15 protein-coding genes are annotated in these 21,369 nt (G+C 71.6%); 11 read left to right on the forward strand and 4 right to left on the reverse strand.

All coding sequences use genetic code 11. From position 1 onward, the window contains the following. Positions 1 to 407 precede the first annotated feature (407 nt). From ACWEN6_RS02380 to ACWEN6_RS02395, 4 genes are all read left to right on the forward strand, one after another. Entirely contained in the window at positions 408 to 605 is a 198-nt protein-coding gene (locus ACWEN6_RS02380) for a transposase (protein ID WP_452568582.1), read from the forward strand. Between the two features lie 686 nt (positions 606 to 1,291). Continuing rightward, entirely contained in the window at positions 1,292 to 1,432 is a 141-nt protein-coding gene (locus tag ACWEN6_RS02385; protein ID WP_452568583.1) for a hypothetical protein, read from the forward strand. A gap of 2,682 nt (positions 1,433 to 4,114) precedes the next feature. Beyond that, positions 4,115 to 4,501 (forward strand): hypothetical protein, encoded by a 387-nt coding sequence (locus ACWEN6_RS02390; protein WP_452568584.1) that lies wholly within the window; start codon positions 4,115 to 4,117, stop codon positions 4,499 to 4,501. A 244-nt stretch (positions 4,502 to 4,745) separates the two neighbouring features. Next, a complete protein-coding gene (locus tag ACWEN6_RS02395) occupies positions 4,746 to 6,248 on the forward strand; it encodes a S1 family peptidase (protein ID WP_452568585.1) in 1,503 nt (500 codons plus the stop codon). A gap of 48 nt (positions 6,249 to 6,296) precedes the next feature. On the opposite strand, the gene ligD is transcribed toward ACWEN6_RS02395, so the two are convergent. Further along, a complete protein-coding gene (gene ligD, locus ACWEN6_RS02400; RefSeq protein ID WP_452568586.1) occupies positions 6,297 to 7,262 on the reverse strand; it encodes a non-homologous end-joining DNA ligase in 966 nt (321 codons plus the stop codon). 113 nt (positions 7,263 to 7,375) lie between these two features. Here ligD and ACWEN6_RS02405 point away from each other — a divergent pair, with 113 nt between their 5' ends. From ACWEN6_RS02405 to ACWEN6_RS02415, 3 genes are all read left to right on the forward strand, one after another. Further along, positions 7,376 to 8,299, forward strand: a complete 924-nt coding sequence (locus tag ACWEN6_RS02405; RefSeq protein ID WP_452568587.1) for an LLM class F420-dependent oxidoreductase — start codon at positions 7,376 to 7,378, stop codon at positions 8,297 to 8,299. A gap of 77 nt (positions 8,300 to 8,376) precedes the next feature. Continuing rightward, positions 8,377 to 10,023 (forward strand): 3' terminal RNA ribose 2'-O-methyltransferase Hen1, encoded by a 1,647-nt coding sequence (locus ACWEN6_RS02410; RefSeq protein ID WP_452568588.1) that lies wholly within the window; start codon positions 8,377 to 8,379, stop codon positions 10,021 to 10,023. Further along, a complete protein-coding gene (locus ACWEN6_RS02415; RefSeq protein ID WP_452568589.1) occupies positions 10,016 to 12,529 on the forward strand; it encodes a polynucleotide kinase-phosphatase in 2,514 nt (837 codons plus the stop codon). The genes ACWEN6_RS02410 and ACWEN6_RS02415 overlap by 8 nt, the downstream gene beginning before the upstream one ends. 29 nt (positions 12,530 to 12,558) lie before the next feature. Here the strand turns inward: ACWEN6_RS02415 and ACWEN6_RS02420 are convergent, their stop codons facing one another. From ACWEN6_RS02420 to ACWEN6_RS02430, 3 genes are all read right to left on the reverse strand, one after another. Further along, positions 12,559 to 13,206, reverse strand: coding sequence for a DUF6879 family protein (locus ACWEN6_RS02420; protein ID WP_452568590.1), 648 nt, complete (start codon positions 13,204 to 13,206; stop codon positions 12,559 to 12,561). Positions 13,207 to 13,472: 266 nt separating this feature from the next. Next, entirely contained in the window at positions 13,473 to 14,057 is a 585-nt protein-coding gene (locus tag ACWEN6_RS02425; RefSeq protein ID WP_452568591.1) for a DUF1707 SHOCT-like domain-containing protein, read from the reverse strand. 6 nt (positions 14,058 to 14,063) lie between these two features. Next, positions 14,064 to 14,816: a PadR family transcriptional regulator gene (locus ACWEN6_RS02430; protein ID WP_452568592.1), complete on the reverse strand. Its 753-nt coding sequence runs from the start codon at positions 14,814 to 14,816 to the stop codon at positions 14,064 to 14,066. A 420-nt stretch (positions 14,817 to 15,236) separates the two neighbouring features. Between ACWEN6_RS02430 and ACWEN6_RS02435 the strand changes: the two genes are divergently transcribed. From ACWEN6_RS02435 to ACWEN6_RS02450, 4 genes are all read left to right on the forward strand, one after another. Beyond that, positions 15,237 to 15,974, forward strand: coding sequence for a metal-dependent hydrolase (locus tag ACWEN6_RS02435; RefSeq protein WP_452568593.1), 738 nt, complete (start codon positions 15,237 to 15,239; stop codon positions 15,972 to 15,974). Between the two features lie 280 nt (positions 15,975 to 16,254). Further along, positions 16,255 to 19,041, forward strand: a complete 2,787-nt coding sequence (locus tag ACWEN6_RS02440; RefSeq protein ID WP_452568594.1) for an aconitate hydratase — start codon at positions 16,255 to 16,257, stop codon at positions 19,039 to 19,041. 203 nt (positions 19,042 to 19,244) lie between these two features. Next, on the forward strand, positions 19,245 to 20,444 hold the full coding sequence (locus ACWEN6_RS02445) for a cytochrome P450 (protein WP_452568595.1): 1,200 nt from the start codon (positions 19,245 to 19,247) through the stop codon (positions 20,442 to 20,444). An 83-nt stretch (positions 20,445 to 20,527) separates the two neighbouring features. Next, the gene (locus ACWEN6_RS02450; RefSeq protein ID WP_452568596.1) at positions 20,528 to 21,253 is read left to right on the forward strand and encodes a sulfite exporter TauE/SafE family protein; all 726 of its coding nucleotides are present in this window, start codon (positions 20,528 to 20,530) and stop codon (positions 21,251 to 21,253) included. The last annotated feature ends 116 nt before the right edge of the window (positions 21,254 to 21,369 follow it).

A 21,369-nucleotide genomic window follows, 5' to 3' on the forward strand; every position in this document is an offset into this window, starting at 1 on the left:
TCGCCTTGCCCGTGCGGCCGGTTCGGCTCGCTCTCGCCTTGCCCGTGCGGCCGGTTCGGCTCGCTCTCGCCTTGCCCGTGCGGCCGGTTCGGCTCGCTCTCGCCTTGCCCGTGCGGCCGGTTCGGCTCGCGTTCTCCTCGTCCGGACGGCTGGGCCGGTTCCGTCTTCGCCTGTACGGCCGTATGGACCCGCGTGACATCGCCCTGCTGGTGTGGGGGCTGTCCATGTCGCTGCACGCGTTCCTCCTATGGCCCGAACGCGAAGTCCCTGGGATGTCCGGTCTAATTGGGCGCTACCCCTGGACGGGCTCGCGAATCCCGCGTGGGGCGTGTTGCCCCGGGCGAGCGGGACCTGGGCGACGAAGGGCTTTGCTGCGCCTTGACCTGCGGTTTCTTATCATTTCCGGCATGTCGAAATGGGTCGGGGGAGAGGGATACGAGGTCGAGCCGATCAGGCTGGACGGCCACACGCTGCTCCGCGTGCGCCAGCACGGAGTGCTGATCGCCTACTGCCGCTCGGTCGCCGAGGTGGCGTCCATCGTGGACCTGGACGAGCTGGTCGAGCTGGTCATCCTGCCGCAGGCGGCCACCGGCGGCCGGAACTGAGCGCCGGGAGCCGTACCAGAAGACGGTGGCCGGGACCCTGGCGGCCGCTCGCTCGGATCGGGTCCTCAGTGGAACCACATCGTCGCGAAGCGGCCGCACATCCGCGTGCCCCGTTTGCCTGTTGGTGATCACGAGCTGGTCGTACGCGCCCGCTCACCGTGGTGCTTCACGGCTCGCCCGGTCAAGCCGTCGCGGGTTCGCCGGACCGCGAGGGACCTTCCACGTGTCCAGTGAGGCACGTGGCCGGCGCCGGGCCCGAGGGGGGCCGTTATACGCCCGGTCGGCCCGGTGGCTGCTGGATCGGTGGCTGCTGGATCGGAGGCTGCGCGTCACGCACGCCCGGCTGGCTCGGCCCGTGCGGGCCGCCGGCGATCGGCAGGGCCGGCGCCGGAAGGATGTGCGGTCGCGGCCCTGACGGGTAGTGCGGACCGGGGATCGGCCTCGGGTAGTGCGGGTAGTGCGGGTACGGCCTCGGCCACCAGCCCGGCCGGGAGTACGGGTACGGATACGGGTACGGCAGGACGTACGGAGGGGTCACGGGATAGCCGCCTCCGACGGCGACGCATTCATACTGCGGACAGGGCAGTGTGAAGCACTGCTTGGGCGAGTACACGCAGGTGTAGCCGGGCGGGCACACTACGTCGCCGCAGCCCTGCTTGGAGCACGGGGCCTTCGGGGCCGAAGCCGTGGCGGACGATGCCGACGCCATCGTAGACCCGGTGGCGGCAAGGCTGCCCGCGTCGGCCGAGGCGGCCAACGCGGAGAACGGCAGCGCCGCCAGAGCCGCCGTGATGACGAACGTTATTCGGATCATGATGAATCCCTGAACCCTTCTTGGTTCCCCCGGTGCAACCCCGCGCGAACCCGCCGGGCAACCGTGGATTCGCCGGTATCTCGTGACAGGCCTCGCGGCCTACCGAGATCGTCGCATTCGGCGACCGGAATCCATTGGCAGCCACGCCATCACCGGGACCAGGAAACAGTAAGAATGGCGGTTACCTGAACAGAGCCCGGCTGCCGCGAACCGCACCCAGCGCTATGTACGGATTGTCGGGAACGTAGGCGCTTTGGTCGAATACGCTATTTGTGGAGACGCAGGCAATGGTCTCCGATGCGACGTCGGAAGGGCCCGGGTCCGCTTGGCCGGGTCCGCCTGGTCGGGACCGCCTGGTCGGGACCGTGACGGTCGGACCGGCGCTGGACGGTATCTCCCGCGACACGCGGCCTATTCCCGAGGCGTCGACCGGCGAAGACCGAGTTTCCGGCCCCTTCGGCGGGAGGCGTCATTATGACATCTGCCCCACGCCGCGACGAACGGCGCGCAGAACGAGGAATTCGATGTCCTTCTCGCCGTGAGATAAGTGGGATAGCCCGAATGTGGTGGAGCGCCTCCGGACAGGATGTCCACTCCGACGTGCGGTCATCGGAATCGGGGCATCCGCCGAGGACCTCCGGGAGCCGTCGCGAACGCCGCACCGGCGGCCCGGCATTGTGAGCGGCCGACGTCGCGGTGCGTTTTCCGGGTGTTCGGCGCCGTCGGCCGCCTGTGCACGACTTCGCGGCGCGTGCGGCACTTCACCGGCCGGCGCCTCGCGACCGCTTACCTGTCCTGCGCTTCCATGGCCACGCCGGAGAAGTGAGCGGTGGCATTTCGCGAGGGCCGTTGATCTGTGCAATCAGGGCGACACGCCGCGAATATCGATATGACGAGCTTGCGGCGGCGGTCATCGACGGGTCGGGCGGAGAAGTCCGCGATGTCGGGCAGGAGATCCGGCCGCACGGGGAAAGCGAACTTAATGACATCATCATCCTGGCAAAGAGCCGCGCGTGCGAGCGCTTCACCTCGAATTCCGAGGAGAGAATGAAGAGTGGCTACATTGATGAAACGGACCCTGCTGAGCGGCGCGCTCGCCGGGGTCGTTATCGTTTACTCACCTGCCGTGGCAGGTGCCGAGGCAAAGACCCCCTGGCCACCAGGTCAGGCGGTCATCGACTATACGATGAGCGGCACATACTTCGGAGCACCGATGTGGGGCCATTTTGTGGCTCAACGCACCTGTGTTCCCACGCTCTGCCCGCCGGCGAGCGTTCAGGTGGTCAGGCCGCAGGCCGCTCCGGTCGCGCCCGGCGCGATCCCGCTGTGCGCCTGGCTCGGTCTTCCCCAATCACTCTGCAAGGTGCCGCCGGGTCCCGCCGGTCCTCCCGGGCCGCCCGGTCCGCCCGGTCCGCCCGGACCCAGCGGTCTCCCGGGACGACCGGGGACGGACGGCGCCCCAGGTCCCGCCGGTCCGCAAGGTCCCGCAGGTCCTGAGGGCCCCGCCGGCCCCGCCGGTCCTCAGGGGCCCGCCGGTCCGGAGGGGCCTGAGGGTCCGGCTGGTCCCCAGGGGCCTGAAGGTCCCGCTGGTCCCGAGGGGCCTGCGGGTCCCCAAGGTCCCGAGGGTCCGGGGGGTCCTGCCGGTCCTGAAGGTCCCGCCGGTCCTGCGGGTCCGGAGGGTCCCGCCGGCCCTGAGGGTCCCGGCGGTCCTGCCGGTCCCGAGGGGCCTGCGGGTCCCCAAGGTCCCGAGGGTCCCGGGGGCCCTGCCGGTCCTGAAGGCCCTGCCGGTCCTGTGGGTCCGCAAGGTCCGGAGGGCCCCGCCGGTCCTGAAGGTCCCGCCGGACCTCCCGGCCCTCCCGGTTCTTCCGGCATTTCCGGCCCTTCTGGTCTGACGGTCTTCCCGGTCGTCGCCCCGCAGGTCACCGGGTTCACCGTGTATCCGGATTCGTGCCCGGGAGCACTGGGGTACGGGCTGGCCTACTCCGTGTGCGGTTGATCGCCATCGATGCCCGACAACTGAGATGAGCCGAAGAGGTGTGCGCCGCGAGCGGCGCACACCTCTTTCGTACGTGCGAGGAGTTCCGGCTGCCGAGCAGCGGCCCCGGCGGTCTCGCCCGCCGACCCGTGGACGTCCGGCGTGTCCTCCCCCGAGCCGTGGAGGCCCGGTGTGCTTTCGCCCTTCGCCTTCTCTTCGGATTCGTGGGTGCGAACGATCCCGAGGACTTGCGGAGGATCAGTCGACGGCGGTTCGCGATTTATGACATATCTCGCTGCAGGGGCATTCTGGGGGGCGCCTTGAAAGTCCGGATTTCCTCTCGGCCGGCCGGAGTGAGAATGTTATGTCATAATCCGTCGCGCTGCCGGTGAATTGGGATGAACGCGTCCGCCGGATGCGGAGGCATTCGGCGCGAGGGCCTGAGCCGAGGGTATGCCACCCCGTGATCATGGCCATGACCTGTGGTTTTGTGGAAATGCCCGGTGGAAGCCACGTGGATCCCCTGGCAAGGCGTTGCGTTGAGCGAAGGCGCCATTGGTCGCGGCGCCTCTATCTTTACCGTCATCTGACTCTCCCGCACCCTTATGGCTGATCGGGCGTTGGGTACTCTCTGAGCGGTCACATTCGGTAATCGCCGTTCAACGCAGTCCGCGTACGGACGGGCTGTTGCGGCGATTTACTAATAGGGAGAATTCAAGAATGATTCGCCGCCTTCTGGTCACCACGGCATGCGTCGGTATGGCCGTCATCGCCCCGGCCGCCGCCGCCTCCGCCGACGCGGTGCACGCGAAGAGCGCCAAGACCTCCGCTCGGGCCAACTGCTGCCCCTGTGGCGTGGGCGTCGTCCCGACGGTGGTCCCGACGATCGTCGGTTCCGCCTGCCCGGGCGGCTACTACGGCGCCGGTGTCGGCTACGGCGTCGGCTACGGGGCCGGCTACGGCTACGGCGCCGGTTACGGGTCCGGCTACGGTTACGGCGCCGGTTACGGGTCCGGCGGCGGCTACGGCGTCGGCGTCGGCTACGGCAGCGGCGGCGGCCGCGGCCTGGGCCTGGGCCTCGGCCTGGGGCTGGGTCTCGGCCTCTGACCTGCCTAGCAGGAAGACAGGCGGCGCTTTCACGAGTCGTACTCGTGGAAGCGCCGCCTTCACTTTGTGCCCGGATGCGGTCCGGCACGTCGATCGTCCCCGCGATCGCTTCCGGCGTGGCGCGGGGCTTTTCAGCCCTGATCTCCATGAGCTGCCTTAAGGTGGCGTAGCCCGCATCCGGTGATCTTCGAGCGGTGCGCGGCGATCTCCCCCCAGCTTTGGCGGTCGAGGTCGAGGAGAGATCATGTCGTGCAGACGCACAGCCCTCATGGGATGCGCTTTGACGGTCAGCGCTCTTGTCGTGGCGGTCGCTCCGGCCGTCGCCCAGCCCCGGACGGCCGGCATCGCGGTCACCGCGGACGCCCACAGACCGCTGCCGGGCATGATCGAGGCACTTCAGCGTGACCTTCATCTCACCGCCGCGCAGGCTCAGGCCCGCATGCTCAACGAGATCCGCCTGACACCGATCGCGGCCCGGCTCGCCCGCGGACTCGGTGACCGTTACGGCGGGTCCTGGCTCACGGGGGCCACCGCGCAGACGCTCATGGTCGCCACCACCAGCTCCGCCGACATCCCCCAGATCCTCGCGGCCGGCGCGCGGCCGCAGGTGGTCAGCGGGTCGCTGGCCCACCTCAACATGATCAAGGACAAGCTCGACGCCGCACTGCCCGCCCATCCGGCCACCGTGGGCGGCGTGCGCTTCATCGACGTGCGCACCAACAGCGTCACGGTCCTGTCCGAGGAGCCCGGCAAGACCCAGGCCGTCATCAAGAGCATCGGACTGGACGGATCGGCGGTGCGGGTCGTTGCGTCCGCTGAGCGGCCCCGGCCCCTCTACGACCTGATGGGCGGTGACGCCTACTACATCGGGACGACGACCCGCTGCTCGATCGGCTTCCCGGTCGTGCGCGGCGCCCAGAAGGGGTTCGTCAGCGCCGGTCACTGCGGCAGGGCAGGCCAGGCGACCTTCGGCTTCAACCGGGTCGCCCAGGGCACCTTCCAGGCGTCGGTCTTCCCCGTCAGCGACTTCTCCTGGGTCGGCGTCAACGGCGACTGGACGCCCAGGCCATCGGTGAACAACGGCAGCGGCGGCGTGGTCAACGTCGCGGGGGCGAGGGAGGCCATCGAGGGCGCCTCGGTATGCCGGTCCGGATCCACCTCCGACTGGCACTGCGGCATAATCCGGCAGCGTAACGCCAGCGTCACCTACTCCCAGGGCACCGTCTACGAGCTCACCCGGACCAGCGTCTGTGCCGAGCCCGGTGACTCCGGCGGCCCCTTCATCTCCATCGACCAGGCGCAAGGAGTCACCTCCGGCGGGACGGGCGACTGCACTTCGGGCGGGATCACCTACTTCCAGCCGGTGAGCGAGATCCTGTCGACCTACGGCCTGAGCCTGGTGACCACCGCCGGCAACCCGCCGCCGCCGACGGGCTCCTGCACCGCCTTCCCGCACACCGTCACCGGCTCCCTGACCGGCGGCCGGTACGCCTACGAGCCGGACGACCTCTACTACAACTCGGCCGTGAGCGGGGTGCACTCGGCCTGCCTGGACGGTCCCGACGGCGCCGACTTCGATCTCCACCTGCAGAAGTGGAACGGCTTCGGCTGGGTCACCGTCGCCTCGGCCGCGGGACCGAACCCCGACGAGAGGATCAGCTACACCGGCACGGCGGGCTACTACCGCTACCGGGTGGACGCCGCGAGCGGGTCCGGCTCCTACTCGCTGGGTTACCGGGCCCCGTAGCGGTGGCCGAATGCTCGTGACCCGCGGTTCACCCGACCGCCGCGGGGGTCAGCTCGCCAGCTGGGGAGGCTCTCCTTCGCGGGTGACCTCGGTGGGGCGCTTGTCGTCGCGCAGGCCGCGCCAGGACGGGTGGCGCAGCCGCCGGTCGTGGGTCCACTCGGCGTACTGGACCTCGCCGACCAGCACCGGATCCACCCAGTGGGCGCCTCGGGCCTGCTCTCGGGGCACCAGGTCGTCGAAGGGGCAGGCCGGTCGTCCGAGCGGGCCGAGCACCTCGCCCAGCTCGCGCAGCGTCTCCTCGGTGAACCCTGTGCCGACGTTGCCGGCGTACACCAGCCGTCCGGCCTCGTAGACGCCGACCAGCAGTGAGCCCATCGTCGCCGACCGGCGGCCACGCCCGGTCGTCCAGCCGCCGATCACCACCTCCTGCGCGCGGAAGTTCTTGACCTTGGTCCACTCGGGTGACCTGCGGCCGGGCCGGTAGGGCGACTGCAGGCGCTTGGCGACGACGCCCTCCATGCCGAGCTGCCGGCTCAGCCGCATGGCGTGCGCGCCGTCGTCGTGGAACCAGGCGGGCACCTGCCAGCGCGCGCCCGCGGTCACCACGTCCTCCAGCAGTTCCCGGCGCTGGACGTAGGGCAGGTTGATCGCCGGCTCGGCGTCCAGGTGCAGGATGTCGAAGAGCATGAACGTCACCGGGATCGTCTGGGCCAGCTTGCGCACCCGTTCCTCGCGGCGCTGGTGCATGCGCGGTTGCAGCGCCGAGAAGCTGGGGCGGCCGGCGTCGTCGAAGGCGACGATCTCTCCGTCGAGCACGACGTCGTGACCGCCGACCGCGCCGGCCAGCGCGTACAGCTCGGGGTAGGCCACGGTGACCTCCTTGCCGTTGCGCGAGATGAGCCGGAGTGCGGAGTTCTCGACGTAGGCGAGGGCGCGCACGCCGTCCCACTTCATCTCATGGCCCCAGCTCGCGTCGTCGCCCGGCGGCGGCAGCGTGCCTAGCTGGGCGAGCATCGGAGTATAGGTAGGAAGTCCCCCCATGGGCGTTTTCTTACCCTGATGCGGGGGCTGTCCGAACCCCTATCCCACCCCGGAGATTCATCGGGTGACATCGGGATAATGGGCGTATGAGATTAAGGATCTTCACGGAGCCGCAGCAAGGCGCCGGCTACGAGGACCAGCTCCGCGTGGCGCAGGCCGCCGAGCGGCTCGGATATGACGCCTTCTTCCGCTCCGACCACTACCTGCGCATGGGGGACGGCGACGCCTCGCCCGGCCCCACCGACTCCTGGGTGACGCTGGCGGGGCTGGCCCGCGAGACCACGACGATCCGCCTCGGCACGCTGGTCACCGCGGCGACCTTCCGCCTTCCCGGGCCGCTCGCGATCAGCGTCGCGCAGGTGGACCAGATGAGCGGCGGCCGGGTCGAGTTCGGCTTCGGCACGGGGTGGTTCGACGCCGAGCACAAGGCGTACGGCATCCCCTTCCCGCCGCTCGGCGAGCGGTTCGCCCGGTTCGAGGAGCAGCTGGAGATCATCACGGGGCTGTGGACCACCAAGCCGGGTGACACCTTCTCCTTCGAGGGCGCCTACTACCGGGTCGCCGACTCGCCCGCGCTGCCCAAGCCCGCGCAGAGCCCCCGTCCGCCGGTGATCATCGGCGGCACCGGCGCGAAGCGCACGCCCCGGCTGGCCGCCCGCTTCGCCGACGAGTACAACGTGCCCTTCCACGGGCTGGGGGACACCGCGGCGGCCTACGACCGCGTGCGGGAGGCGTGCTCGGCGGCCGGCCGCGAGCCGATCGTCCTGTCGGCCGCCCAGGTGCTGTGCGTGGGCGCCGACGAGGCCGAGCTCGCCCGAAGGGCGGCGGCGATCGGCCGGGAGGTCGGCGAGCTGCGGCAGAACGGCCTGGCCGGCACCCCGCAGGAGGTCCTGGACAAGATCGCGACGTTCGCCGAGGCCGGCTGCGAGCGCCTGTACCTGCAGGTCCTCGACCTGTCCGACCTCGATCACCTCGAACTGGTCGCCGCCGACATCCTGCCCCACGTCTGAGCAGGCTGACCCGCCTCGGGGCGGGCGCACCCGAAATCGGTGGCCGGTGGGGCGCGAATGGGGAAAGATCGGGCAGCGTGCTGCTGACCATCTCGACGACCACGCGGCCGGCCACCGATCTCGGCTTCCTGCTCCACAAGCACCCCGGCCGGGTGCAGGAGTTCGGCCAGTCGTTCGGCGTGGCCCGCGTCTTCTATCCCGAGGCCGCCGAGGAGCGCTGCACGGCCGCGCTGCTGCTCGAGGTGGACGCCGTGCGCCTGGTTCGCTCGCGCGGCCACTCCTCGCCCGACTTCAGCCTGGGCCAGTACGTCAACGACCGCCCGTACGCGGCCTCCTCGATGCTCGCGGTGGCGCTCGCCGACGTCTTCCGCACCGCGCGCGCCGGCCACTGCGCGTCCCGTCCAGACCTGGCCGCCGGGCCGATCGACCTTGCGGTCGTCGTGCCCGCGCTGCCCTGCCGGGGCGGTCCGGAGGTGGCGCACCGGTTGTTCGAGCCGCTCGGCTGGCAGGTGGAGGCGCGACCGGTCCCGCTCGACGAGGGCTTCCCCGAGTGGGGCGACTCGCGGTACGTGCGGCTCGCGCTGCGCGGGGCGGTCCGGCTGGCCGACGCGCTGAACCATCTGTACGTCCTGCTCCCGGTCCTCGACGACGCCAAGCACTACTGGATGGCCTCCGACGAGGTGGACAAGCTGATCCGCGCGGGGGAGGGGTGGCTGGCCACGCACCCGGAGCGCGCGTGGATCACCCGCCGCTACCTGGGCCGCCGGACCGGGCTGACCCGCGCCGCGTTCGCGCGCCTGGCCGAGCTGGGAGACGACGTCGAGGAGGACCTGGAGCCACCCGTCGAAGAGGAGCCGGCCGCCGAGACCGCGTCCCTGGACGCCGCTGACGCACCGGGCGCCGGGACGCCGGCCGCCGACGTGCCGACCGCCGAGGTGCCGACCGCCGAGGTGCCGACCGCCGAGGTGCCGACCGCCGAGGTGCCGACCGCCGAGGTGCCGACCGGCGAGGTGCCGACCGGCGCGGTGCCGACCGGCGACGGGCAGGCCGCGGACGCGCCGGTTTTCGACGCCTCGCTCGCCCAAGCGCCGGCCGCGGAGGCGCCGCCGGCGGCGGGCGGGGCGGCGCGGCCGTTGAATCTGGTGCGGCGGGACGCGGTGGTCCAGGCGCTGGCCGATGCGGGGGCGCGCAGCGTCATCGACCTCGGCTGCGGCTCCGGGCAACTGCTCGCCGAGCTGCTCGCCAAGCCCGAGATCACCCGGGTCACCGGCGTCGACGTGTCGGCGCGGGCGCTCGCCCTGGCCGCCCGCCGGCTCAGGCTCGACCGGATGCCCGAGACGCGCAGAGGACGGCTGGAGCTGTTCCAAGGCGCCCTGACCTACACCGACGCGCGGTTCGCCGGGTACGACGCGGCCGTGCTGATGGAGGTCGTCGAGCACGTGGACCCGCCGCGGCTGCCCGCGCTGGAGCGGGTCGTCTTCGGCGAGGCCAGGCCCGGCGTGGTGGTGGTCACCACGCCCAACAGCGAGTACAACGTGCGCTACGAGTTCCTGACCGGCATGCGGCACCCCGACCACCGCTTCGAGTGGACCCGCGCGGAGTTCTCCGCCTGGGCCGAGGCCGTGGCCCGGGAGTACGGCTACCGCGTGGCGTACCGGCCGGTCGGCGAACCGGACCCCGAGGTGGGCCCGCCGACGCAGATGGGGGTGTTCAGCCGTGGTTGAGATCAGCGTCCCGGCGCTGTCGCTGGTCGTGCTGGTGGGGGTGTCGGGCAGCGGCAAGTCGACCTTCGCCCGCAAGCACTTCCCGCCCACGCAGGTCATCTCCTCTGACTTCTGCCGGGGCCTGGTCGCCGACGACGAGAACGACCAGGCGGCGACCCCGGACGCCTTCGACGTGCTGCACTACATCGTCGGCACCCGCCTGCGGCGCGGGCTGCTCACCGTCGTGGACGCCACCAACGTCCAGTGGGAGGCGCGCAAGCGGCTGGTCGAGCTCGCCAGAAGCCACGACGTGCTGGTGGACGCGATCGTGCTCGACGTGCCCGAGGACGTCGCGGTGGCCAGGAACGCCCTGCGCCCCGACCGCGACTTCGGCGCGCACGTGATCACCCGTCAGCGCAAGGACCTGCGCCGCTCGCTGTCCAAGATCTTAAGGGACGGGTTCCGGCGGGTGCACGTGCTGCGCGGCGAGGACATCGACGCCGCGACGGTCGTCCGCGAGAAGGCGTGGACCGACCGCCGCGAGCTCACCGGCCCGTTCGACCTGGTCGGCGACGTGCACGGCTGCCGCGCCGAGCTGGAGGACCTGCTCACGGAGCTGGGGTGGGAGCTGCGCCGCGACGAGGCAGGCCGGCCGGTGGGCGCGGCCCACCCGCAGGGCAGGACGGCCGTGTTCGTGGGCGACCTGGTCGACCGGGGCCCGGACTCGCCCGGCGTGCTGCGGCTGGTCATGGGCATGGTCGCGGCCGGCACGGCGCTGTGCGTGTCGGGCAACCACGAGAACAAGCTGGTGCGGGCGCTGAGCGGCCGCAAGGTCACGGTGTCGCACGGCCTGGAGCGCTCGCTGGAGCAGCTCGCCGCCGAGCCGGAGGACTTCCGCGAGGCGGCGCGGGCGTTCATGGACGGGCTGATCAGCCACTACCAGCTCGACGGCGGCCGGCTCGTCGTGGCGCACGCGGGCCTGAAGGAGGCCTACCACGGCCGCGCCTCCGGGCGGGTGCGCTCCTTCGCGCTGTACGGCGACACGACCGGCGAGACCGACGAGTACGGGCTGCCGGTGCGCTACCCGTGGGCGAAGGACTACCGGGGCCGGGCCATGGTCGTCTACGGCCACACCCCGATCCCCGACTCCGAGTGGGTCAACAACACCATCTGCCTGGACACCGGCTGCGTGTTCGGCGGCAGGCTCACCGCGCTGCGCTACCCCGAGCGCGAGCTGGTCGCCGTCCCGGCCCGGCAGGTCTGGTACGAGCCGGTCCGCCCGCTCCAGGCGGAGGCGCGGCGCGACCCCGGCGTGCTGGACATCGGCGACGTCCAGGGCACCCGGTACGTCGAGACCCGCGCCGGGGGCAAGGTGAAGATCCGCGAGGAGAACGCCGCCGCGGCGCTGGAGATCATGAGCAGGTTCGCGGTGGACCCGCGCTGGCTGGTCTACCTGCCCCCGACCATGGCCCCGGCCGCCACCTCGCCGCTGGAGGGCCACCTGGAGCACCCGGCCGAGGCGTTCGAGGAGTTCCACCAGGCCGGGGTGGCCGAGGTCGTGTGCGAGGAGAAGCACATGGGCTCGCGTGCCATCGCCGTCCTGGCGCGCACGCCCGAGGCCGCCGCCGCCCGGTTCGGAGTCGGCGACGGGACGCGCGGCATGGTGCACACGCGCACCGGGCGCCCGTTCTTCGACGACCCGGCGCTCATGGCCGGCCTGGTGGACGGCCTGCGGGCGGCGGTGTCGGCGGCGGGCCTGTGGGAGGAGCTGCGCACCGACTGGATCGTGCTCGATGGCGAGCTGCTGCCCTGGTCGGCCAAGGCGGGCGGGCTCATCCGCGAGCAGTACGCGTCGGTGGGGGCCGCGGCCCGCGCCGCGCTGCCCGAGGCGGTCGCCGCGCTCGCCGCGGCGGCGGGGCGAGGGCTGGACGTGGGCGACCTGCTGCACCGCACCCGGGCGCGCGCGGACAACGCGGCGCGGTTCAGGGACGCCTACGCGCGGTACTGCCGGCCGGTGTCCGGCCTGTCGGGAGTGAGCTTCGCCCCGTTCCAGATCCTCGCGGTGGAGGGGCGGGCGACGGCGGCGGAGGAGCCGCACGCCTGGCACCTGGACGCGCTCGGGCGCCTGTCCGGCGACCTCATCACCCCGACCAGGCACGTCGTGGTCTCGACGGGCTCGGCGGAGTCCCGGGAGGCGGCCACCGCGTGGTGGGAGTCGCTGACCGGCGAGGGTGGCGAGGGCATGGTGGTCAAGCCCGCCCATCCGGCGGCCGGCCGCGTGCAGCCGGGCGTCAAGGTGCGGGGGCGGGAGTACCTGCGCATCATCTACGGGCCCGACTACACCGGCAGCCTGGACCGGCTGCGCGGGCGTTTCCTGGGCAAGAAGCGGTCGCTGGCGCTGCGCGAGCACGCGCTGGGCATGGAGGCGCTGGCGCGGCTGGCCGGCGGCGAGCCGCTCTGGCGGGTGCACGAGGCGGTCTTCGCCGTCCTCGCCCTGGAGTCCGAGCCGGTCGACCCCCGGCTCTGACCCTCTCCCGTCCCGCCCGGGTGGGGCGCTCAGGCGGACCTGAGGGGGCGCTGGCGCGGGGCCGGCAGGGGCAGGACCTCGCGGCGGAAGTACGCGCCGAGGTCCTCGCCCCGTTCGTACAGCGCCACCACGGCGGCCAGGCACGGCTCGACGGCGTCGGGGTCGGTGACGCGGCGGCCGCCCAGGTGGGCGCCCGAGCCGTCGTACAGCACCTCGTACATCAGCCCCGACTCGAACACCAGCAGCTCGGGCAGCGGGCCGTACCGCTCCAGGGCGTGGACGGCCGAAGCGGGGACCACGCGGGCCTGCTCGCCGGCCTCGGCGCGGGCGGCGAGCACGTGCAGTTCCCACTGCATGTAGGGGGTGAGCGGCGCGTCGACGACACGGACCCTGCGGAACTCGGCGTATCCGGCGTAGTCGGCGGTCAGGGAGCCGCGCAGGTCGTCGATCAGCAGGAGGGAACGGTCCCAATCGCCGGCGGCCATCGCCTCCCAGCTCGGCTCGTAGGGCTCGTGGAAGTGCTGGGCCCGCTCGAGCTTCCACACCACGCCTTCGGCGCTCTCGTACGCCCGGCGGAACTCCGGGCCGTACACCTCCGGGGGGAGGACCACCGCGTCGACGTCGCGCACCCTCTGGAACACACGGTGATCAAGCTGATCGTCCGTGATCGGGCCCATGGGCTACTCCTCGTCGTCGGGGGCCGGGCCCGTGGCGGTTCCACAGGGCCGGTGGCGCGCTGATCGCGGGCAACGTGCGCCACCATGCCCGGGTGCGCGCGAGCCGAAACCCGGGAATGACGACGGTCGGGAAGACAGGCCGATCATGAAACGGCTGACTGGAGGCGTCAAGGCCCAAATAGCGCCGGCGGTTCCCGGCCGGTCCGCGAGACCCGGCCGGGAGGACCCCCGCGGCGGTGCGTCAGAGGGGCGCCGGCCGGGCCGGCTCAGAGGCGGCGGCCGAGGCGCCCGCGGTGGTGACGGTGGTGGCGGTGGTGGGCCAGCCCCAGCACGGCCATGACGATCCAGACCAGGAACAGCACCTTCAGCACCCCGAAGATGGGCGCCAGGGAGCCCGAGACCGCCGCGGCGATCAGGATGACCGCGAGGATCATGAGCGGGACCGCCGGCACGCCGTGCCGGCGACGCCCCCGGCGGGCCAGGTGCTCGCGGCGGACGGCGGCCATGTGCCCGGCCCACACCGCCGGCCCGTCCTGCGGCGACGGCCAGCCGCCCGCAGGCCACCCGTGCCCGCCGTCCCACGACCCCGGAGCCGGCCGGGGACCCGCCCACGGGCCGCGGGGGCCGTCCATCGCGGGATGATCGCCCTCGGCCGCGGCGCGCCGCGCGGGGGAGGGCAGGTCGGCCGTCACCCGCCGCAGCTCACCCGCGGTGCGGGCGGCGAGCGCCGTGTCGAGCCGCTCGTCGAGCTCTTCGTGGGTGAGCCGGCCCTGCGCGAAGTGCTCGCGCAGGGCGGCCATCACCTCGTCGCGCTCCGCGTCGCCGATGCGCAGATCGTCCCGCGATGTCATCGAGGCTCACTCCTCCGGGGTGTCGCCGTCGGCCAGGATCTGGTACAGCTTGCGCCGGGTCTCGGCCAGGATCTTCTTCGCCTGGGCGACCTGGGCGTCACTCCCAGTCTGCGCGATCTGGAAGAGCGCCGCGGCGGCCTGGCGGCTCAGATCGAACAATTCGTAGACGCCCTCCTCCATGTTCGGCGTCATGTCCTCCCAGGGTGCCCGCAGCTCATCGGCGTGCTGGGCCACGTAGTCGCGGCCCGCGTCGGTGAGCTGGAAGGTCTTGCGCCCCTCGGTCTCGTCGGCGCGCACGAGGCCCTCGTCGGCGAGCTGCTGGAGCGCCGGGTACACCGCGCCGGGGCTGGGCTTCCAGCCGCCCTCGCTGCGCTCGGCGATCTCTTGGATGATCTGGTAGCCGTTGCGCTGCTCCTCGCTCAGCAGGGCGAGGATCGCTGCGCGGACGTCGCCGCGCTTGGCCTTGCGCCCGCCTCTGCCGAACGGCGGACGCCCGCCGCCGAAGCCCCCGAACGGGAAGCCGGGCCGGAACGGCCCGCCGCCGAAGTCCCACGGGCCGGGGCCCCTGCGGCCGCCCCGGCCGCCTCGGTGGCGGCGCTCGGGCCCGGCCTCGTCGTCCTCGCCGGGCACGCCATGGCGGTGCTGGTGGTGGTGATGCGCCTGGTGCAGGGCGGCCATGGCGCCCAGCAGGCCGAGTGTCATGGGCCGCCCGCCTCGGGGGGTTCCCCAGGGCGCGGCTCCCATCGCGAATCCCGTCATCGTTCTCTCCTCACATCGACGATCGACCTTCGACCGTTCTCGATGCTTCAAAGATATATCGTTAGCGTTCTTAGAACAACCCCTCGAAACCAACTCGCCCACTTCGCGGGTGAAGAGGAGCGCCGACGGCGCCGAGGCTCGGAGAAATCAGTGACACACATCACGCTCACCGGGGAACACATGCCGGGATGCGAGCGTTAACAGCATTCGGACGGGTCGTTCCGCTCTGAGAGGGCTGGGGGGTGCTCTTGGAGCGGAACGGCCCCGTCCTTCTTTTTTTCCACGGCCCTCGGGCGGTTCTCCCCGCGCTTCCCGGCGCGCGCCGGTCGCCGGGCGCGAGGCGACACGCCGCGCCCCCGGCGGGACACCTCCGCCGCTTGGTGAGGTTTTTGCCATAGGGTGCCCGATCGTGATCGACGCATGATGGGGCATACGCACGCACTCAGCGGGGCGGCGGCCTGGCTGCTGGTCGCGCCGGGTCTGGTGGCGCTGCCGGGCCTGACGGCGCTGTCCGGCCTCACCGGCGACCTGACGCCGGTGGTGGCCAACGCACTGTCCCCGGCCGAACTGGTCGCCGGCACGCTCGTCTGCGCGGGCGCGGCGATGCTCCCCGATCTCGACCACCCGCACGCGACGATCGCCCAGACCTTCGGCCCGGCCACCTGGGTGCTGAGCAAGGCGGTCAACTGGGCGAGCGGCGGGCACCGGCACGCCACCCACTCGCTGGCGTTCGCGATCGCCGCCGGCCTCGGCGCGCACCTGCTCGCCGACCACTATTCCATCGGCCGCGACGTCGTGGTCATCCTGATGATCGGCCTCGCGCTGCGGTCGATCGGCATCGGCATCCCCGGCAAGACGATCACCTCGGCGATGGTGAACATCGGCCTGACCGCCATCGCGTTCATCCTGCTCCGCTCCGCCCACGTCGGGTACCTGTGGCTCGGCTTCGCGATCTCGATCGGCTGCCTGGCGCACGTGGTGGGCGACTGCCTGACCGAACGCGGGTGCCCGGTGCTGTGGCCGCTGCGGCACCGGTGGCTGCTGCCGTGGAAGATCGGCATCAAGACCGGGAGGGTGTTCGAGATCAAGATCCTCGGCCCGGTGCTGTCGGTGGTCGTGATCGGCCTGTTCGCGGCACGTCTCATGCCGTCCCTCTAGCGTCTCCCGCTCGCCTCGCCGCGGACCGTCCCGCCGTCCCGCACTGCCTCGCGTCCCGTCTCGGGCCCTCGTCGCGCTCCTCGCTACCCATGAGTAACTTGATGTCGAGATATAACACCCGATATCTTGATGTCGAGAGATCCGAGAGGCCGTGTTCGGTTAGGAGTACCTAACTGGCGGCGGCACTCCGCCGGTGCGGCAGGATCTATGGGGCGAACCAGGCACAGTCTGCGACCCATCATCAGTGGCGATGAGTGTGAAATGAGGGAGGCGAGTCTCCGTGTCCGCCAACAGCTTCGGCAGCCGTGACACACTCCGCGTCGGTGACGCGGCATACGAGATCTACCGGCTGGACGCCGTCGAGGGGTCGGCGCGCCTCCCGTACAGCTTGAAGATCCTTCTCGAGAACCTTCTGCGCACCGAGGACGGCGCCAACATCACCGCCGACCACATCCGGGCGCTCGGCGGGTGGGACCCCACCGCGGCCCCCAGCGTGGAGATCCAGTTCACGCCCGCCCGCGTGATCATGCAGGACTTCACCGGCGTGCCCTGCGTCGTCGACCTGGCCACCATGCGCGAGGCCGTGCGCGACCTGGGCGGCGACCCGGCCAGGATCAACCCGCTGGCGCCGGCCGAGATGGTCATCGACCACTCGGTCATCGTCGACTTCTTCGGCGGCCCCGACTCCTTCCAGCGCAACGTCGAGCGCGAGTACGAGCGCAACCGCGAGCGCTACCAGTTCCTGCGCTGGGGCCAGACGGCGTTCGACGAGTTCAAGGTCGTCCCGCCCGGCACAGGCATTGTGCACCAGGTCAACATCGAGCACCTGGCCCGCGTGGTCATGACCCGCGACGGCAAGGCCTACCCCGACACCTGCGTCGGCACCGACTCCCACACCACCATGGAGAACGGCGTCGGCGTGCTCGGCTGGGGCGTGGGCGGCATCGAGGCCGAGGCCGCCATGCTCGGCCAGCCGATCTCCATGCTGATCCCCCGGGTGGTGGGCTTCCGGCTCACCGGCGAGCTGCCCGCCGGGGCGACCGCCACCGACCTGGTGCTGCGCATCACCGAGATGCTCCGCGAGCACGGCGTCGTCGGCAAGTTCGTCGAGTTCTACGGCGAGGGCGTCGCGGCGGTGCCGCTGGCCAACCGCGCGACGATCGGCAACATGAGCCCCGAGTTCGGCTCCACCTGCGCGATCTTCCCGATCGACGACGAGACGGTGAAGTACCTCACGCTCACCGGCCGCGCCCCCGAGCAGGTCGCCCTGGTCGAGGCGTACGCCAAGGAGCAGGGCCTGTGGCACGACCCCGCGAGCGAGCCGGTCTTCTCCGAGTACATCGAGCTGGACCTGTCGACGGTCGTCCCGGCCATCGCCGGCCCCAAGCGCCCGCAGGACCGCATCGCGCTGACCGCCGCCAAGCAGACCTGGCGCCGTGACGTGCGCGTCTTCGTCCCCGACGCCGAGGGCGTGGACGAGGAGGGCAAGGAGTCCTTCCCGGCCTCCGACGCCCCCGCCTCCAACGCCCAGGCCGACGGGCACGACAAGGAGCAGGACAGGCCGCACGCCGCGGCGGCCGCCGAGGGCTCCGCCCGGCCGAGCAGCCCCATCCCGGTCACGCTGGCCGACGGCGCCTCCTTCGAGCTGGACCACGGCGCCGTGGTGATCGCCGCCATCACCTCCTGCACCAACACCTCCAACCCGTACGTCATGATCGGCGCGGCCCTGCTCGCCAGGAACGCCGTGGACAAGGGCCTCACCCGCAAGCCCTGGGTGAAGACCTCCCTCGCGCCCGGCTCGCAGGTCGTCACCGGCTACTTCGAGCGGTCAGGCCTGACGCCCTACCTGGACAAGCTCGGGTTCAACCTGGTCGGCTACGGCTGCACCACCTGCATCGGCAACTCCGGCCCGCTGCCGGAGGAGATCTCGGCCGCCGTCCAGGAGGGCGACCTGGCCGTCACCGCGGTGCTGTCGGGCAACCGCAACTTCGAGGGGCGCATCAACCCCGACGTCAAGATGAACTACCTGGCCTCGCCGCCGCTGGTCGTCGCCTACGCGCTGGCCGGCACGATGGACCTGGACCTGAACACCGAGCCGCTCGGCACCGGGACCGACGGCGAGCCGGTGTTCCTCAAGGACATCTGGCCCTCGGCCGAGGAGATCGCCGAGGTCGTCAACTCCTCGATCGGGGAGGACATGTTCCGGCGCGACTACGCCGACGTGTTCAAGGGCGACGACACCTGGCGGTCGCTGCCGATCCCGACCGGCGACACCTTCGAGTGGGACCCCGAGTCGACCTACGTCCGCAAGGCTCCCTACTTCGACGGCATGCCGAGCGAGCCGGAGCCGGTGACCGACATCGCCGGAGCCCGCGTGCTCGCGCTGCTCGGCGACTCGGTGACCACCGACCACATCTCCCCGGCCGGTTCGATCAAGGCCGACTCGCCCGCGGGGCTGTACCTCAAGGAGCACGGGGTTCAGCTCAAGGACTTCAACTCCTACGGCTCGCGCCGCGGCAACCACGAGGTGATGATCCGGGGCACCTTCGCCAACATCCGCCTTCGCAACCAGATCGCGCCCGGCACCGAGGGCGGCTTCACCCGCGACTTCACGCAGGAGGACGGCCCGGTCTCGACGATCTACGACGCCTCCTCGAACTACCAGGCGGCGGGCGTCCCGCTGGTGGTGCTGGCGGGCAAGGAGTACGGCTCGGGGTCCTCGCGCGACTGGGCCGCCAAGGGCACGGCGCTGCTCGGCGTCCGCGCGGTGATCGCCGAGTCCTACGAGCGCATCCACCGCTCCAACCTGATCGGCATGGGCGTGCTGCCGCTGCAGTACCCCGAGGGCGAGAGCGCCGCCTCGCTCGGCCTCACCGGCGAGGAGACCTTCGACATCACCGGCGTCGAGGAACTCAACGCGGGGACGACCCCGGCCACCGTCACGGTGAAGGCGGGGGACAAGGAGTTCCAGGCCGTCGTGCGCATCGACACCCCCGGCGAGGCGGAGTACTACCGCCACGGCGGCATCATGCAGTACGTCCTGCGCTCGCTGCTCGCCAAGAGCTGAGACCCCGAGCCGGGCCCGCGGGCCTGGCGGACGCGGGGCCCGTCGGGGCCCCGCCGACGGGACGTCGCGTCCCGTGCGGCCCGGCGGCGCCTGGCGCCCCGGGCCGCACGGCGTCCTGTCGAATCTTTACTCCGCCCGATAACTCCCTTCATATAGCGGAATGTCCCCGCTTGTAGGGTCTGGGAGAAAGGGAGGAGCGCATCATGACGCACGCGATGTCACGGCCGGTTACCCTTTCCCTCGAACGCCCGAACCCCTTCGACCCGCCCGGGGAGCTGGCCCGGTGGCGCGAGGAGGGCCCGATCCGGCCGATGCTGTACGCCGACGGGCACGTGGGATGGCTGGTCACCGGCTACGCCGCCGCGCGCGCCGTGCTCGCCGACCCGAGGTTCAGCACCGACCTTAAGGTTTTGCACCCGCCGGTCGGCGGGCGGCTCACCCAGGCGATGTTCGCCGACGTGCCCGGCTTCTTCCTGCACCAGGACCCGCCCGAGCACACCCGCGTCCGCAAACTGCTCACCGGCCAGTTCACCCTGCGCCGGGCCAAGGAGATGGAACCGAGGATCGCCCAGATCGCCGAGGACCTGCTGGACGGGATGGAGCAGGCCGGCCCGCCGGCCGACCTGGTGCGCGCGTTCGCCCTGCCGCTGCCCTCCCTGGTGATCTGCGAGCTGATCGGGGTGCCCGTCGAGGCGCAGGAGGACTTCCAGCGGCAGTCGGAGGTGATGCTCGATCTCGCCTCCACCCCGGAGATGGTCCGCCGGGCGAAGGACGAGCTGATGCGGTTCATGCTGGAGTTGGTGGACGGCAAACGGGCGCGGCCGGCGCAGGACCTGATCGGCAACCTGGTGGCGACCCGGCAGCTCACCAAGGAGGAGATCGCCGGCGTGGCGATGCTGCTGGTGATCGCCGGCCACGAGACGACCGCCAACATGCTGGCGCTCGGCACCTTCGCGCTCCTGCGCAACCCCGGGCAGCTCGCCGCGCTGCGGGAGGACCCCGGCCGCCGGGCCGGGGCCGCGGTGGAGGAGCTGATGCGCTACCTGAGCATCATCCACATCGGCCTGCTCCGCTCGGCCACCGAGGACGTCCTGGTCGAGGGCCACATGATCAGGGCGGGGGAGACGGTGACGGTGTCGGTCGCCGCCGCCGACCGCGACCCCGCGCAGTTCCCGGCCCCCGACGCCTTCGACGTCACCCGCCCGGCGACCGGGCACCTGGCCTTCGGGCACGGGGTCCACCAGTGCATCGGCCAGCAGCTCGCCCGCGCGGAGATGCGCGTCGGCTATCCCGCGCTGCTGCGGCGCTTCCCCGGCCTGCGCCTGGCCATCGAACCCGAGCAGGTCGCGACGCGGTCGGACATGGCGATCTACGGGGTGCACCGGCTCCCGGTCGCCTGGTGACCTCCGCAAGGCCCCGATCAGCGGTTGCGGGCGGCCGATAATCCGTTGCGGCGGGTGGGCGGCCTGCCTCTACTGTGCCACGCATGGGTGTCGAGGGCTTTTACGTGCTGGTCGCCGGCGTGGCGGTGTTCGTGGGCGCCATCGTGCAGGGAGGGGTGGGCTTCGGCCTCGGCCTGGTGGCCGCGCCGCTGATCACGGTGCTCGATCCGAGCGTGATGCCGGGGGCCGTCCAGATCGTCAACGTGACGCTGCCGCTGTTCACCCTGGCCGCCGAGTGGCGCAGGGTCGACTGGAGGGGGCTGGGGTTCGCGCTGCTCGGCCGGCTGCCGGGCAGCGCCCTCGGCGCCCTCGTCGTCGTGTACGTCAGCACCCGCGTTCTCGGCCTGTTCGTCGGCCTCATGGTGCTGGTCGCGGTGGCGGTCACCGCCTCGGCGGTCGCCGTCCCGCGCAACGGGGCCACGCTGGCCGGCGCGGGGTTCATCTCGGGGATCACCGGCACGGCGACCGGCATCGGCGGCCCGCCCATGGGCATCGTCTACCAGCACGCCAAGGGGCCGCAGATCCGGGCGACGCTCGCCCTGTACTTCTTCCTGTCGGCCGCGCAGTCGCTGGCCCTGCTCGCCGCCGTCGGCAAGCTGCCCGCCCGGTCGGCGGTGGCCGGGGCCGTGCTCATCCCGTTCATGGTCGCGGGCTTCGCCGTCTCCGGCCCGCTGCGGCGGTTCCTGGACGGCGGCCGGGTCAGGGCGGGAATCCTCGCGGTAGCCGCCATGTCAGCTCTTGTGTTGATCGGGCAGAGCCTGGGCAGTTAAGGGCGCGTTTCCCGATTGTTACCGGAGACAACAAATCTTGACCCTTCCAGGTCTGGTATCCGGCTCCGGGACGGAATACGTTGCCGCAAACAACATTCAAGGAAACGGCAAAATCC

It is taken from the genome of Sphaerisporangium sp. NPDC004334, assembly GCF_053602655.1.